Here is a 14,297-nt window from a genome sequence, read left to right on the forward strand (position 1 = left end):
TCCTCGGCCTGAACGTAATAGGGGTTTGGATCTTCGGCGGAACGGGCATCCTGCAGAAGCTGATCGTACTCCACATTACCCCAGCCACCATCATTGTTGCCGCTATCGGTGGTAAGCAATGTCAGAAAGGTGGAAGCCTCGTTGTAGTCTCCCTTCCAGCCAAAGCGGGCCATTTCATAGTTGCCGGCCTGCTTCTCGGAGAGGAACGTTTTCCACTCCAGGTTGCTGATGGTGACCTTTGCGCCCAGCTTTTCTTTCCACATCTGGCTGACCACGATGGCCAGTGCCTTGTGGCTTTCATCGGTGTTGTAAAGCAGCTCGAACTCCAGCGGGTTGTCTTCGGTATAACCGGCCTTCTCGAGTTCCCGGCGGGCCGCCTCGTCCCGCTCCGGCTGGCTCCAGGTTCCATACTCCGGTTGCTGGAAGTCAAAGTCACTGACGTAACCCGGAGTCAGGCTGAAGGCTGGCATCTGCCCGCCGCGGGTGATGTAGTTCACGATGAGGTTTCTGTCGATGGCATAGGTCAGGGCACGGCGCACACGCACATCATCAAAAGGCGGCCGGTTTACGTTGAAAGCATACATGTAGGTAGCAATGCTGGGAGCCATCACCAGCTCATCCGGCCGCTCCTTCTTCAGCCTGACCATCTGGGACACCGGCACCGTGGACGTCATGTGGAGCTCCCCGCTGGCGTAACGCTGGAGCTCGGCAGAAGAGGACTCGATGGGCACATACACCACCCGGTCGATGATGGTCCGGTTGTTCTCGCGGTAATGTGGGTTGCGGGCCGCAACCAGTTTTTCACCCAGATGCCAGGTATCCAGCAGATAGGCGCCGTTCGAGACCATGTTGCCGGGTTTGGTCCAGTCCGGGCCATGGGTTTCAATCGCCTCTCTAGGAGCAGGGAACATGGTGTAGTGAACGGTCATGTCCGGCAGGTAAGTGATCGGCTGCGCCAGGGTCACCTCAAAGGTGAAATCGTCAATGGCGCGAACACCCAGTGCCTCCGGCTCTTTCTCTCCGGTTATGATTTCAGCGGCATTCTCTACCCCGGCCGATTCGATGTAATAGGCATAATTGGAACCAACCTCGGGATCCACAGCCCGGCGCCAGCCATAAACAAAGTCATGGGCTGTCACTGTGGTACCATCGCTCCAGCGGCCGTCTTCCCTCAACCTGAACGTCCATGTCAGGTTGTTATCCGAGGACGACCAGGACCTGGCCAGTGCCGGCTCGGTATCCCCGTTGGGGCCGCTGCGGGTCAGGCCCTCGAACAGATCAACCACAATGGCACCGCCCACGGTGTCTTCCACCAGATGGGGGTCGAGTGACGCCGGTTCACTGGCGTTACCACGCACGAGAACCTGTCTGCGGGCCAGTTTTTCTCCGGTTTCGGGATGATCACGCATGCGGCTTTCCGGCGCATCGACTTCAGCCGCAGCCAGGGCTTCATCGCCAGCATCCTGCCGACCTTCCTCGCTACAGGCAGCCAGCATTATCAGCGCGAGAAGAGCGAAGGCGCACCGGTTGATTGTGGCAGTCATTATTTGCAGGCTGGTGGCAGTCATATCTGGCTGAAGCTAGCGCGAAATCAACCAAGTCACAAGCTTGCGGCACGAACATGAAACTCTGCTCACAATCCTTCGCCTGTGGCATACTCGTGCCTGACGTTCAACCTTGACACCCATGCATAAGAAAAGGGATGCAATATCATGAAACCGGAAACTCTCGCCCTTCACGCGGGCTTTAACGGCGATCCGACCACTAATGCGGCCACGACGCCAATCTACCAGACCACCTCCTACACCTTCGACGACACCCAGCACGGGGCCGACTTGTTCGACCTGAAGGTGCAGGGCAACATCTATACCCGAATCATGAACCCCACCAATGCCGTACTGGAAGAGCGCATGGCGCAGCTCGAGGGCGGCGTAGGTGCACTGGCGGTGGCTTCAGGCATGGCTGCGATCCTTTATGCCCTGCAGACCATCTGCAAGGTCGGCAACAACATCGTCAGCACCGGCCAGCTCTATGGCGGCACCTACAACCTGTTTGCGCACTCACTGCCCAACCAGGGTATTGACTGCCACATGGTGAGACACGATGACTTCGATGCCGTGGAAAAGGCCATCGACGACAACACCCGCGCCCTGTTCTGTGAGTCCATCGGCAACCCGGCGGGCAACGTGGTAGACATCCAGCGCTGGGCAGAGATCGCCCACCAACACGGCATCCCGCTGATTGTCGACAACACCGTGGCAACGCCATTTCTGTGCCGGCCCATCGAGCACGGCGCGGACATCGTGGTTCACTCGCTCACCAAGTACATCGGTGGCCATGGCACCACGGTTGCCGGCGTCGTCGTGGATTCCGGTAAATTCGACTGGGCCGCCAACAAGGCAAAATTCCCCATGCTGAATGAGCCTGACCCGTCCTATCACGGCGTGGTATTCACAGAGGCGCTGGGCGAGGCAGCTTTCATTGGCCGCTGCCGTGTCGTCCCGCTGCGCAATACCGGTGCCGCCCTATCTCCTTTCAATGCGTTTCTGATCATGCAGGGCCTGGAGACTCTGGGGCTGCGCATGGAGCGCCATTGTGAGAACGCGGAAAAAGTGGCCGATTACCTGCAGAAACATCCGTCCGTAGAGTGGGTCAACTATGCCACACTGGCAGACAGCCCTTATAAAGCCACCTGCGACAAAATCTGTGGCGGCCGCGCCTCCGGCATCCTCAGCTTCGGCATCACCGGCGGCCGTGAGAACGGCGCGAAGTTTATCGATGCCCTGCAACTGATCTACCGCCTGGTAAACATCGGCGACGCCAAGTCCCTGGCCTGCCACCCGGCCACAACCACTCACCGGCAACTCAACCCGGAAGAGCTGGCAAGCGCGGGCGTCAGCGAGGACCTGGTAAGGCTGTCCATCGGCATTGAACATGTTGATGACATCATTGCCGATATCAGTCAGGCCCTCGACAAGGCGACTGCCTGAAGCGGCTCCGGGTACGACCAAGGTCGTGCCCGGAGCCCCCGTGATTGTCCGTACCTGTCTTGTATCCTCCGCTGCTGCGGATTACCCTTTAATCTCAGCCAAGAAAAGAGTCCTGTTGTAATGAGCGATAGCGCCAAGCCCCGTGTCACCAGTGGTTCCAAGTTCCGCAATGAACATGGTTTTTCCGCCATAAAGGATGGGATCAAACGTTCTGGCTCGGGCATTATCGACACCAGCACTCAGCGCAAACCATCCTGGCTCCGGGCCCGCATGCCCGGTGGCGAGCGCTACGAGGCTGTTCGCAAGAACGTCAGCGAACACCGCCTGAGCACCGTCTGCCAAGAGTCCCACTGTCCCAACATCGGTGAATGCTGGACCAACGGTACCGCCACCATCATGGTCATGGGATCCGTCTGCACCCGTGCCTGCCGCTTCTGTGCCGTGGATACCGGCAACCCCAAAGGCTGGCTTGATCACGAAGAACCTGAAAATACCGCCAAGTCCGTAGAGCTCATGGGCCTGCGCTACATCGTACTTACCTCTGTCGACCGGGATGATCTGGACGACGGTGGCGCCGCCCACTATGCGGCTTGCGTATCCGCGATCAAGCAGCGGACGCCGGAAGTGGCCGTTGAGGCGTTGACCCCGGACTTCGACGCTGTGATGAAACATGTAGAACTGGTGGTGGACTCCGGGCTGGACGTGTTCGCCCAGAATGTAGAAACCGTAAAGCGTCTGACCACACGCGTGCGGGATCCCCGCGCCGGCTACGAAAAAACCCTCAGCGTACTGGCCCACGCCAAGCAATACCGCCCGGACGTGCTGACCAAGACCAGCCTGATGCTGGGACTGGGGGAAACCGAGGAAGAAATCCTGGAAACCATGGACGACCTGCGGGCCATCGGCGTCGACATTCTGACCCTCGGCCAGTATCTGCGCCCGACCCAGAATCACTTGCCGGTCGAGAAGTATGTAACCCCTGAAGACTTCAACCGCTACCGTGAACTCGGTCTTGAGAAAGGCTTCATGGAAGTGCCATCCGGGCCGATGGTGCGCTCAAGCTATCGCGCCGACCGCGTATTCGAGAAAAATAACCTTGGTCTTGCCGTGCCAGAGGTACCTGCCGCTACGGACAAAGCACAGCAAATCCCCGTGAAAGCAGTTGACTGAGACTCTCCATGCTGCAACTGCTCAGGAATGCCCGGCTTAAATACAAGTTCTGGCTGCTCAATATTGTTGTGCTGGTGGTACTCTGCCTGCTGGTGCTCTATGCCATGAACACCATTGCCGCGCTGACTGACCAGCCCTTTTCGGCGGTTTTCCGTGAAACCGCCGGAGGCTTCGCACTGGTGGTCGCCGTGCTGATGGCATTGGAAATGGCGGGGTCACAACTACTGATTTCTTTTATCGAGCGACACGTTTATCGCCTGAAGAAAACCATGGTATCGGTGCAGGCGTCCGGCAACCTGAGCGAGCGGGCGCACATTGATTCCACCGATGAAATCGGCGAAATGGGCGAGGCTTTCAACGCCATGCAGGACCGCACCATGGGTGTGGTTAAAAGCATGAAACAGGCTACCGACCACCTTCATAGCGAAGTTCAGGCACTGACAGCAGCTGCAGAGGCACGCAGAGACGACCTGGGCCGCCAGCAGTCGGGCGCTGACCGCAGTGCTGCGGTAGTGGAAAACATGCTTCAGAGCTTCACCGGCATTGCGGAGCAGGCCGGCATTGCCAAGACCCTGTCTCACGAAGCACGAAATGCCGCCGTTGACGGTAGCGAACGGGTCAGCCGCAGTGCGGACTCCATTCGTCAGCTGGCAACCGCTATCCAGACATCCGCGAACAGCGTGCAGGCACTGGCGGAAAACAGCCATGAAATCAGCCACGCCGTTGACGAGATCAAGGGCATTGCCGAACAGACCAACCTGCTGGCATTGAACGCAGCCATCGAAGCGGCCCGTGCCGGCGAACAGGGCCGCGGGTTTGCCGTAGTAGCCGACGAAGTGCGTAACCTTGCCCAGCGGGTGCAGGATTCCACCGACCAGATACAGACCACCATCGACCGCCTGCTGACCGCCATGGACGCCGCCGTCACCCAGATGACCGACAGTTCGGAAGATGCCAACCGTTGCGTGGATGAATCTGAAGAGGCCCGCAAATCCCTGGACGCCATCAATTCGGTTGTAAGCCGTATTGACGAAACCAACCAGGAGATTGCCGACGTGTCCGCCGACCAGACAGCCTCCACCGATGAGGTTCTGGCCAACGTTCAGAGTATTCGCGACACCACCGAGAGCATGGTCACCCAACTCACCGAAAGTGCCGATATGAGCAGGCGCCTGAAACAACTGATCGATTCCCTGGAAGAAGCCTCAAACAGGGTCACCGTCGACTGACACTTTGTGGCACACTCTGCTCTCGTTTCCACTGTGAAGGGTGCTGTTTTCGATGTCCTGGCTTCGATCGTTCTATGACCGGCTGATTTTCCCCCATCCTGTTCTTGTTCTTCTGCTGTTCGGTGTGTTGCTGGTGATTGCCAGCCTGCGCCTTGACCAGTTTCGCCTCGACGCTTCAGCCGAGTCGCTGGTTCTCGAAAACGACCGCTCACTGGAACAGTACCGGGAAGTGAACCAGCGCTTCACCACCTCCGACGACTTCCTGGTGGTTACCTTTACACCGCACGACGAACTGTTCAGCGAGGATGGCCTGGCGCTGCTGGAATCCCTCCGGGATGAGCTGGCCGCACTGGACAATGTCAGCTCCACCAACAGCATTCTCAACGTTCCGCTGCTTCACAGCCCGGACCTCACCCTTGATACCGTGGACTCCGAGATAAAGACCATTGACGAGGATGGCGTCGAGCCTGACACCGCCCGCAAGGCCCTGCTCGGCAACCCGCTCTATCCGAACCTGCTGATCAGCGAGGACGCCGGCACCACCGCTATACAGGTCAATCTGCCCACACCAGAGCGGTACTTCGAACTGCTCTACAAGCGCAATGATCTGCGGGACAGGGTCGACAGTGGCGAAGCAACGGCGGAAGAGCAGCAGGAGCTGGAAGCGGTCAGCCGGGAATTCATCGAATTCACTGAAGCCCAGGGCGAAGAGCGGGACCGTACCATCGATAACGTGCGCACCGTGCTCGACAACTATCGGGATCGCGCCGAGATCTACCTGGGCGGCGTGCCGATGATTGTCGCCGACATGATCCGCTTCATCGAAAACGACCTGTCCACCTTCGGCATCGGCGTGCTGGTGTTCCTGCTGCTGACCCTCGCAATCATTTTCCGCCAGTGGCGCTGGGTGCTGGTGCCGCTGCTGTGCTGCAGCTTTACCGTCTGGTTGGTGATTGGTTACCTGAGCTGGGCACGCTGGCCGGTCACGGTCATCTCTTCAAACTTTGTGTCGCTGCTGCTGATCATGACCCTGTCGCTGACCATCCACCTGATCGTCCGCTACCGGGAATTCCAGCACGACAACCCGGATGACGCGCCGCGGGACATCCTTCGTAACACCCTGCTGGCGATGATCAAACCCTGCTTCTACATGGCCATCACCACCATCGTTGCCTTTGGCTCGCTGACCTTCAGCGGTATTCGCCCGGTGATCGATTTTGGCTGGATGATGACCATCGGCCTGGCTGTGGCCTTTCTCATCACCTTCGTGATTTTCCCCGCCCTGCTTTCCCTGCTGCCGCCGCCGGTAGACGAGCGGGTTCGTTCGGACCGGATTCCGTTTACCGACAGGTTCGCGCGATTTACCGAGCATTACGGCAGAACCGTCCTGTTCGGCTCGGCCATCATCGCCGTACTCTGCGTGATCGGCCTGAACCGCCTGACGGTGGAAAACAGCTTTATCGACTATTTCAAATCCAGTACGGAAATCCACCAGGGCATGATCACCATCGACGACCGCCTGGGTGGTACCACCCCGCTGGACGTGGTGATCACCGACGACAGCGCCCCGGAAGGTGAAAGCGGCGGCGACCCTTTCGCCAGTGACTGCGACCCGTTTGTCGACGACTGTGATGGAGCGGAGGAGCACCGGGACACCTGGTTTACCTATCAGAAGATGGAGCGCCTGGAAAAGGTTCACGACTACCTGGACAGCCTGCCGGAAACCGGCAAGGTACAGTCCATCAGCACAACGCTGGATATACTGGCCCAGGTCAACGGCGGCGAGCCCCTGGACGCCCTGGAGCTGGCGTTTGTACCCTCGGCGGTGCCGGATGACCTGCAGGACATTCTGTTGACCCCCTACATCAGTGAGGAGCACGACCAGGCCCGTTTCAGCATCCGCATTCTGGAAACCTCTCCCGACCTGCGCCGTCAGGAGCTGCTGGATAACATACGAAGCCACCTGACCGGCGAAATGGGCTTTGAAGACCACCAGGTAAAGCTCACCGGCATGACGGTGATGTACAACAACATGCTGCAGAGCCTGTTCGATTCCCAGATCAAGACGCTGGGGGTGGTGTTCCTGGCAATCATGATCATGTTCCTGATTCTGTTCCGGTCAATAAAGCTGGCGTTGATAGGCATGGCACCCAATCTTATAGCAGCGGGCGCGGTACTGGGTCTGATGGGCTGGCTGGGTATTCCACTGGATATGATGACGATTACGGTGGCGGCCATTACCGTGGGGATTGCGGTGGATGATACCATTCATTATATCCACCGCTTCAAGACGGAGTTCGAGCAAGATGGCGACTACATCGCCACCATGCACCGCTGCCATCGCAGTATCGGGCAGGCGATGTTCTTTACCTCGCTGACGATCATTACCGGGTTTTCCATACTGGTGCTCTCAAACTTCATCCCGACCATCTACTTCGGCTTGTTCACCGGCTTTGCCATGTTTATGGCCCTGGTTGGGGCCCTTACCCTGTTGCCCCGGCTTATTGTCCTCGTTAAACCCTTCGGGGCTAAATCGTGAGTTGCCCGCTCCCAGCCTTCAGGCCGTGGCAATAGTCGGCACCGGTGTAGGGGCTTTCAGAAACCGTGGAGCGCCAGGGATGGCGCGACCGGGCCCTACACGGGCGTATTCACGGGCGTGTTTCTGAAGGCCCGCCCCGCCGCGTCCGACTCAAAACTGGCAGGCTACGAACGTAAAAAAACCGCCCAAGCCAAAAGCCAGGGCGGTTTTTCAGGCTCCGGGCGGCGAAGCCCGGAATCTGGCAACAGCTACTGATGCTTACTGCATCTGCTGCTGTTGTTGCTGTTGCATTTGCTGCTGCTGTTGCTGCTGCATCTCCTGCATACGCTTGTTCAGTTCTTCGCGCTGCTCTTCCGTGAACACAGCATCTACCTTGGCCTGCATCAGGGTAGACAGTGCAGTCATCTCACCAGTAACTTCACCCAGCTTCTCGGCGTTGTCGCGAATCGCGCCTTCGTCGTAGTCAGGCTTGATCTCACCCTGGATCTGCTGTTGCAGCTGCTGCGCTTCGCCCTGAAGCTCCTGAATTTCAGACTGCATGTCATCGATGATACCGCGGATTTCTTTCTGCTGATCATCGCTCAGACCAACCATCTGCGCCAGCTGGTCAACCTGGTCCGGCTGCCCGCCAGATTGCTGCGCCATCGCCGGAGAAGACAGCCCGAGTGCAATCAGGGCAATTCCGAACAGTTTCATGAGCTTCATAGATATCTCCAAGAATCGATTATTTGGGTCATATTGCGTTTTCAAGCCCTACACCCTAAAACAAAACAACAACAGATTTCATCCCGAACCCCCCTCTTTTTGTACACACTTCACACCATCAAATCCCTGAGCTCCCGCCACTGGCGGGTTCAGAGAAATGTGAAAATTTAGTCATTCCCGTCCATAATGGCGCCGTTCAGCCATTTCCGGAGTATCAAACATGGCCATTAACTGGTTTCCAGGGCATATGCACAAGGCCCGAAAGGAGATCAAAAAGGTAATGCCCCAGATGGATCTCATTATTGAGGTCGTAGATGCACGCCTGCCTTTCAGTAGCGAGAATCCGCTGGTCCCTGCCCTGCGTGGCGATACCCCGGTGATAAAGGTACTCAACAAACGTGATCTAGCGGATCCCGCCATCACCGAGCGTTGGCTGGCCTGGCTGGAGACGGATCGTGGTGTGCGTGCCATCACCATGACTCACAACCAACGTGCCGAAGCTCTGGATATCTTGCGCCTGGCCGGTGAGATGACGCCGGACCATGATCGCCAGAAGCGCGCCCTCAGGGTTATGATCCTGGGCATTCCCAATGTTGGCAAATCCACGCTGATCAATACCATTGCCGGCAGGCCGGCCGCCAAGACCGGTAATGAGCCTGCGGTGACCCGCGCGCAGCAGGCGATCAAGCTGTCGGGCAATGTGCTGCTGTACGACACGCCCGGGTTTCTCTGGCCCAAGCTATCGCCGGAGGCCTGTGGTTATCGCCTTGCCATCAGTGGCGCCATTCGCAGTGCGGTGATCGAGTTCGAAGACGTGGCCATGTTCGAAGCGGATTATCTGCTGGAAGCCTATCCGCAGCTGGTGATGGCACGCTACGGCTTTGAGGAACTACCACAGGACGGACTGGCATTGATGGACGGAATCGCGCAGAAACGTCGATTCCTCGGCCGCGGCGGTGTTCCGGACCTGCACAAGGTGTCGGAAATACTGTTGAACGAGTTCCGCGCCGGCAAACTCGGGCGTATTTCCCTGGAAACACCTGAAATGGTGGAAAAGGAAGCCAGGGAAGAAGCCGAACGCCAGCAGGCCAGAAATGAAAAACCCGGGGCGTGAATTATTCCATGTCTTCAGCCTGTGGCACCAACGCCTCGCTGGTGTTCGAAAAAGCCTGAGGGCCTTCTGCAGATCTGGTGGAGCCGCCGGGCCCGCCAACGTACCTTCAAGTGCTGTTGGCGGGGAATATGCTTATAATTGTCAATGCCATTAGTCATTGGCAAAGCCCATCGTTCGTACTAAAGTACGGTTTTGATATGAATCAATAATGGATGGTTCGTCTATCATGGCTCAAGTTATCAGACTTCATCAGGCTTCCCCCCTAAAGGCTTCCTGTCATCAGTGCAGCCTTAGTAACATCTGTCTTCCCCTGGCCGTGGAAGAAAACGAACTTGATCGCCTGGAAGACATTGTCCAGCAGGGCCGGATTTTCAACCGTGGCGAACATATCTTTGATCAGAGCACACCCTTCCGTTCCTGTTTTGCGGTCAAGAGTGGCGCCATCAAGACATCAATCATCAGCGAGGACGGCGAGGAACAGGTAACCGGGTTCTTCATGCCCGGCGAACTGGTGGGGCTGGACAGCATGGGCAGTAAAAACTATGCCTGTACCGCCAGGGCACTGGAGCGCACCAGTGTCTGCGAGTTCCCGATCGACAAGCTGGAAGAACTCACCGGCAAGCTGCCGGACCTCCAGCATCACATGTATCACCTGATGAGCCAAGAGATTCAGGGTAGCCATCAACTGGCCATGTTGTTGAGCAAGAACACAGCCGAGGAGCGCATTGCAGCCCTGCTTTTATCCCTCTCCAGCCGCTTCCAGCGCCGCCGCATGTCTGGCACCAACTTCAGCCTGCCCATGGCGCGGAACGATATCGCCAACTTCCTTGGCCTGGCGGTGGAAACCGTAAGCCGTGTATTCACCCGATTCCAGAATCAGGGCATTATCAGTGCCCGTGGCCGGGAAGTGGAACTGCTGGATGTGGAAGCACTGCAGACGGTCACCCGGGAATTTTCAAGCCAGAACAGCTGACCTTCTTGCCTGACTGGCGACAAGGCTGAAATCATCCGGCCGGTTCGTCAGTCAACTCCCTGTCCCCGTTCAGAGAAAGCAATTCCAGCTCTTCGGCCAGCCCGGAACGCCAGGGCAGTTGCTTTACGCCAAAGGTGTTGCGGATCTTGGTGCAGATCATGGTGGTGTTGGCAGGTTCAAGCGTTGCCCAGGCAGGCATCTCATCCACCACCCGGATCCCCCCCGGAATGCCACTCAGCCCCGTGATAGCCAGGCCCAGTTCATAGAGTGAGATATCCTCCGCACCGGCGTACTGATACGTACCCCATACTTCGGCCCCACAATCTATCTGCTGCACAATGGCGGTAATCACCCGGGCAAGATCGCTCACGGTTACCGGCTGGCCGTGGCACTTGCCGGGCAGCCTGATGACGTCGGAGCGCGCTGCCACAGACTGCACCTTGCGGATAAAACGCCCCAGGCTCCAGCCTGTTCGCAGAATGATATGACGGGGCAGAAGCGTTCGCACTGCCTGCTCGCTCTCCCACTGCCAGTTTCCCAGTTCGTTTCCGGGCTGGCCGGGGTTGGAGGCAATGTAGGCACTCTGTTTGCGGCCATCGAACACATAGCAGGACGATAGCTGCAGCAGCGCCATATTCCGGTCGCGGGCAAACTCCGCCAGTGCAAGGGGCAGCGAAAAAGAGACCTTGTGGGCAGCTTCCGGGTCTTTTTCGGCGACTTCCGGATTGGCCAGCCATAACGCATTCACGATCAAGTCAGTATCGTCAGGAATCCAGCCTTCCAGTGCGGTGAGATCCGCTGTTTCCAGCTCACTGATCAGCAACGGACTGACATGAAGCGATGTTTTTCTCAGGCGCTCCAGCAAAACCCGCCCCAAGGGGCCATAATCATGAACAACAAGAACGTGCACGAGCGCTCATTGCCTCCGGTTTGAGTCGTTTATCTTTATCCACACTGTAATCTTTCACGTCGATGGTTGGAACGCATGCCCGGGATATCACTGATATGAAGGCTACCTGATACTGCTCAAGCCAACGGCACACAGAGCTATCAGGCCCCTGAGCCGGGACTGTCATACAGCCTGGGCACCCGGGCCGTGATACCGGTAAGAAGCTCATAGGCGATGGTGCCAGCATGATGGGCAATTTCATCCACGCTCACATGCGGTCCCCAGAGTTCCACGATATCACCGGGAGAAGCCTCTGGCGCACCGGTCAGGTCCACCGCCAGCATATCCATGGATACCCGGCCAATCAGGCGTATACGGTTGCCGGCGACCCAGGCTGGGGTATCAGTGCCGGCATGTCGCGGATAACCATCGCCATAGCCAATGGCCACGATCCCCATCCGGGTTTCCCGCTCAGCGGTCCAGCTGCAACCGTAGCCTACTGACTCGCCGGGCTGTAGCGTGCGTTCAGCGGTTAACTGTGCTTCCAGTGTCATGACCGGTTTCAGGCCCAGTTGCGGCCCTGTTTTTGCCAGCATGGGAGAAGCACCGTAAAGCATGATGCCCGGACGACTCCAGTCAAACATTGTCTGACCGGCGCGGAAATGGGCTGCAGAGTTGCAGGCACTCTTCTCCAGGGACGGCCAGTCAGCCAATGTCTCGGCAAACACACGGGTCTGTTGAGCGGTAAAGTCGCTGGCAGGATCATCCGCACAGGCAAAATGGGTCACGAAGCCGGTGAGCTTCTGATCCATGGAATGGCTTTTAAGCCAGGCCATGACATCTGGCAGCCCTCCGGGCGGAAACCCAAGCCGGTTCATGCCAGTGTTCACCTTGAGCCAGAGTGTCGGCACTTCGTTGGCACCCTCCAGCCAGCAAAGCTGGTAATCACTGTGAACCACCACCTCGAAGCCTTCACGGGCGCACGTAGCCAGGTCATCAGCGCTGTGCACGCCCTGCAGCAGCACGACCGGATGCCTAAAACCGGCCTCCCGGAGTGCCAGGGCTTCTTCAATACAGGCAACGGCAAATTTCGGCGCGTCATCCGCCAGCGCCCGGGCCACTTCACGGATACCGTGGCCATAGCCATCGGCCTTGATAACAGCCATCGCCCGTGCCGGGCCGGACAGGCTGCAGGCGAGGCGGTAATTATAGCGAAGTGCAGCGGTATCAATGTGGGCGACGGTTTTCCGTGGCATCAATAATCCCCGCCGTAATCGCCGTGGGCCAGGTCTTCAAACTTGGTGTACTTGCCGATAAAGGCCAGGCGAACGGTGCCAATGGGGCCGTTCCGCTGCTTGCCGATGATAATCTCGGCAATGCCCTTGTCTGAGGTGTCTTCGTTATAGACCTCGTCCCGATACACGAACATGATCACGTCCGCGTCCTGCTCGATGGCGCCGGATTCCCGCAGGTCCGAGTTTACCGGGCGTTTGTTGGGCCGCTGTTCCAGGCTCCGGTTAAGCTGCGATAACGCCAAAACCGGGCAACTGAGCTCTTTGGCAATGCCCTTCAGGGAACGGGAAATCTCGGAAATCTCTGCGGTACGCCCTTCCGTGTTGCCGGGCACCCGCATCAGCTGAAGGTAATCCACCATTATCAGGCCCAGCTGGCCGTCATTCTCCCGGGCGATACGTCGTGCCCGGGAACGCATTTCCGTCGGGCTCAGACCAGGTGTGTCATCGATATACAGGGGCTTGTCTTTCAACAGGCTGACGGCGGACGTCAGCCTGGGCCAATCGTCCTCTTCCAGTTTGCCACTGCGGATCCGACTCTGGTCGATCCGGCCCAGGGAAGACAGCATACGCATCACCAGTGCATCTGCCGGCATCTCCATACTGAACACCAGGATCGGCGTACTGGTGCTGATCAGGGCATTCTCGACAATGTTCATGGCAAAGGTGGTCTTACCCATGGAGGGGCGACCGGCGACAATCAGCAGATCGGCCGGTTGCATACCGGATGTCCACTCATCCAGATCCTTGAAGCCGGTGGTCAGGCCGGTTGTGGTTTCCCCGGACTCAAACAGTTCTTCGATACGGCTCAGGGCCTTGGTAAGAATCGGATTGATCGTCTGCGGGCCAGTACCTTCCTTGACCCGGGATTCGGCAATCTGGAAGACATTGCGCTCAGCTTCATCCAGTATCTCGCTGCTGTTGCGCCCCAGGGGATTGAAGGCCGAATCCGAGATCTGCCCGGATACCTGCACCAACTGCCGCAGGATGGATCGTTCCCGCACGATGTCTGCGTATGCGCGGATATTGGCAGCACCCGGGGTTTTTTCAGCCAGCTCGGCCAGGTACGACAGCCCACCGGCGTCTTCTATATCACCGGCGCGTTCAAGAAATTCCGTCAGCGTCACCACGTCCAGCGGCTCGCTTTCACTGGCGAGGCGCTCCGCGGCGCCAAAAATCAGCCGGTGATCCTGGCGATAGAAGTCCACCGCGGAAATCATTTCCGAGATCTCATCAAATCGGCGGTTGTCCAGCATCAGGCCACCGAGAACCGCCTGCTCGGCCTCAACAGAATGAGGGGGAACCTTGATTCGGCTGGTTTCGGGGTCGCTGTTTACCGGTTTGAAATTAGGATTGGCCATGGAAACTTCTTCGTCTAGCTAGGGCAAGCACAAAT

The 14,297-nt window shown here is 57.9% G+C and carries 12 protein-coding genes; 7 read left to right on the plus strand and 5 right to left on the minus strand.

Annotated elements, in window-relative coordinates; genetic code table 11:
- Window positions 1-1,409 (minus strand): peptide ABC transporter substrate-binding protein (locus tag ACESMB_RS03105; RefSeq protein ID WP_372970887.1); only part of this gene is annotated, 1,409 nt, incomplete at its 3' end.
- Here ACESMB_RS03105 and ACESMB_RS03110 point away from each other — a divergent pair.
- The 5 genes from ACESMB_RS03110 to ACESMB_RS03130 all read left to right on the plus strand — a co-directional run bounded on the left by ACESMB_RS03110 (window position 1,398) and on the right by ACESMB_RS03130 (window position 7,928).
- On the plus strand, window positions 1,398-1,625 hold the full coding sequence (locus tag ACESMB_RS03110; protein ID WP_372970888.1) for a hypothetical protein: 228 nt from the start codon (window positions 1,398-1,400) through the stop codon (window positions 1,623-1,625). The two genes, ACESMB_RS03105 and ACESMB_RS03110, sit on opposite strands and share 12 nt — an antisense overlap.
- Window positions 1,626-1,712: 87 nt before the next feature.
- Window positions 1,713-2,990 (plus strand): O-acetylhomoserine aminocarboxypropyltransferase/cysteine synthase family protein, encoded by a 1,278-nt coding sequence (locus ACESMB_RS03115; RefSeq protein WP_372970889.1) that lies wholly within the window; start codon window positions 1,713-1,715, stop codon window positions 2,988-2,990.
- 120 nt (window positions 2,991-3,110) lie between these two features.
- On the plus strand, window positions 3,111-4,160 hold the full coding sequence (gene lipA / locus ACESMB_RS03120; RefSeq protein ID WP_372925256.1) for a lipoyl synthase: 1,050 nt from the start codon (window positions 3,111-3,113) through the stop codon (window positions 4,158-4,160).
- A gap of 8 nt (window positions 4,161-4,168) precedes the next feature.
- Entirely contained in the window at window positions 4,169-5,389 is a 1,221-nt protein-coding gene (locus tag ACESMB_RS03125) for a methyl-accepting chemotaxis protein (protein ID WP_372970890.1), read from the plus strand.
- Window positions 5,390-5,441: 52 nt separating this feature from the next.
- Window positions 5,442-7,928: an efflux RND transporter permease subunit gene (locus ACESMB_RS03130; RefSeq protein WP_372970891.1), complete on the plus strand. Its 2,487-nt coding sequence runs from the start codon at window positions 5,442-5,444 to the stop codon at window positions 7,926-7,928.
- 258 nt (window positions 7,929-8,186) lie between these two features.
- Here ACESMB_RS03130 and ACESMB_RS03135 read toward each other — a convergent pair whose 3' ends face one another.
- Window positions 8,187-8,633 carry a Spy/CpxP family protein refolding chaperone gene (locus ACESMB_RS03135; RefSeq protein ID WP_372925253.1) on the minus strand — a complete coding sequence of 149 codons (447 nt, stop codon included), beginning with the start codon at window positions 8,631-8,633 and terminating at the stop codon, window positions 8,187-8,189.
- Window positions 8,634-8,853: 220 nt separating this feature from the next.
- Between ACESMB_RS03135 and ylqF the strand changes: the two genes are divergently transcribed.
- Both ylqF and fnr read left to right on the plus strand, forming a co-directional pair.
- Complete coding sequence (ylqF, locus tag ACESMB_RS03140; protein ID WP_372925252.1) at window positions 8,854-9,747, plus strand: ribosome biogenesis GTPase YlqF; 894 nt, start codon at window positions 8,854-8,856, stop codon at window positions 9,745-9,747.
- Window positions 9,748-9,973: 226 nt separating this feature from the next.
- Window positions 9,974-10,720, plus strand: a complete 747-nt coding sequence (gene fnr / locus ACESMB_RS03145) for a fumarate/nitrate reduction transcriptional regulator Fnr (protein ID WP_372970892.1) — start codon at window positions 9,974-9,976, stop codon at window positions 10,718-10,720.
- A gap of 31 nt (window positions 10,721-10,751) precedes the next feature.
- Here the strand turns inward: fnr and ACESMB_RS03150 are convergent, their stop codons facing one another.
- From ACESMB_RS03150 to dnaB, 3 genes are all read right to left on the minus strand, one after another.
- On the minus strand, window positions 10,752-11,630 hold the full coding sequence (locus ACESMB_RS03150) for an SDR family oxidoreductase (protein ID WP_372925250.1): 879 nt from the start codon (window positions 11,628-11,630) through the stop codon (window positions 10,752-10,754).
- 140 nt (window positions 11,631-11,770) lie between these two features.
- Window positions 11,771-12,865: an alanine racemase gene (gene alr / locus ACESMB_RS03155; RefSeq protein WP_372925249.1), complete on the minus strand. Its 1,095-nt coding sequence runs from the start codon at window positions 12,863-12,865 to the stop codon at window positions 11,771-11,773.
- Entirely contained in the window at window positions 12,865-14,262 is a 1,398-nt protein-coding gene (gene dnaB / locus ACESMB_RS03160; RefSeq protein ID WP_372925248.1) for a replicative DNA helicase, read from the minus strand. Before dnaB ends, alr begins: the two co-directional genes overlap by 1 nt.
- Window positions 14,263-14,297 lie beyond the last annotated feature (35 nt).

It is taken from the genome of Marinobacter sp. (assembly GCF_041686475.1).
Taxonomy (GTDB): Bacteria; Pseudomonadota; Gammaproteobacteria; order Pseudomonadales; family Oleiphilaceae; genus Marinobacter.

Bases quoted from the DNA above. Each gene is read 5' to 3' on its own strand.
- ACESMB_RS03110 (WP_372970888.1), top strand. From the start codon at position 1,398: ATGATCACGCATGCGGCTTTCCGGCGCATCGACTTCAGCCGCAGCCAG.
- ACESMB_RS03115 (WP_372970889.1), top strand. From the start codon at position 1,713: ATGAAACCGGAAACTCTCGCCCTTCACGCGGGCTTTAACGGCGATCCG.
- lipA (WP_372925256.1), top strand. From the start codon at position 3,111: ATGAGCGATAGCGCCAAGCCCCGTGTCACCAGTGGTTCCAAGTTCCGC.
- ACESMB_RS03125 (WP_372970890.1), top strand. From the start codon at position 4,169: ATGCTGCAACTGCTCAGGAATGCCCGGCTTAAATACAAGTTCTGGCTG.
- ACESMB_RS03130 (WP_372970891.1), top strand. From the start codon at position 5,442: ATGTCCTGGCTTCGATCGTTCTATGACCGGCTGATTTTCCCCCATCCT.
- ACESMB_RS03135 (WP_372925253.1), bottom strand. From the start codon at position 8,633: ATGAAGCTCATGAAACTGTTCGGAATTGCCCTGATTGCACTCGGGCTG.
- ylqF (WP_372925252.1), top strand. From the start codon at position 8,854: ATGGCCATTAACTGGTTTCCAGGGCATATGCACAAGGCCCGAAAGGAG.
- fnr (WP_372970892.1), top strand. From the start codon at position 9,974: ATGGCTCAAGTTATCAGACTTCATCAGGCTTCCCCCCTAAAGGCTTCC.
- alr (WP_372925249.1), bottom strand. From the start codon at position 12,865: ATGCCACGGAAAACCGTCGCCCACATTGATACCGCTGCACTTCGCTAT.
- dnaB (WP_372925248.1), bottom strand. From the start codon at position 14,262: ATGGCCAATCCTAATTTCAAACCGGTAAACAGCGACCCCGAAACCAGC.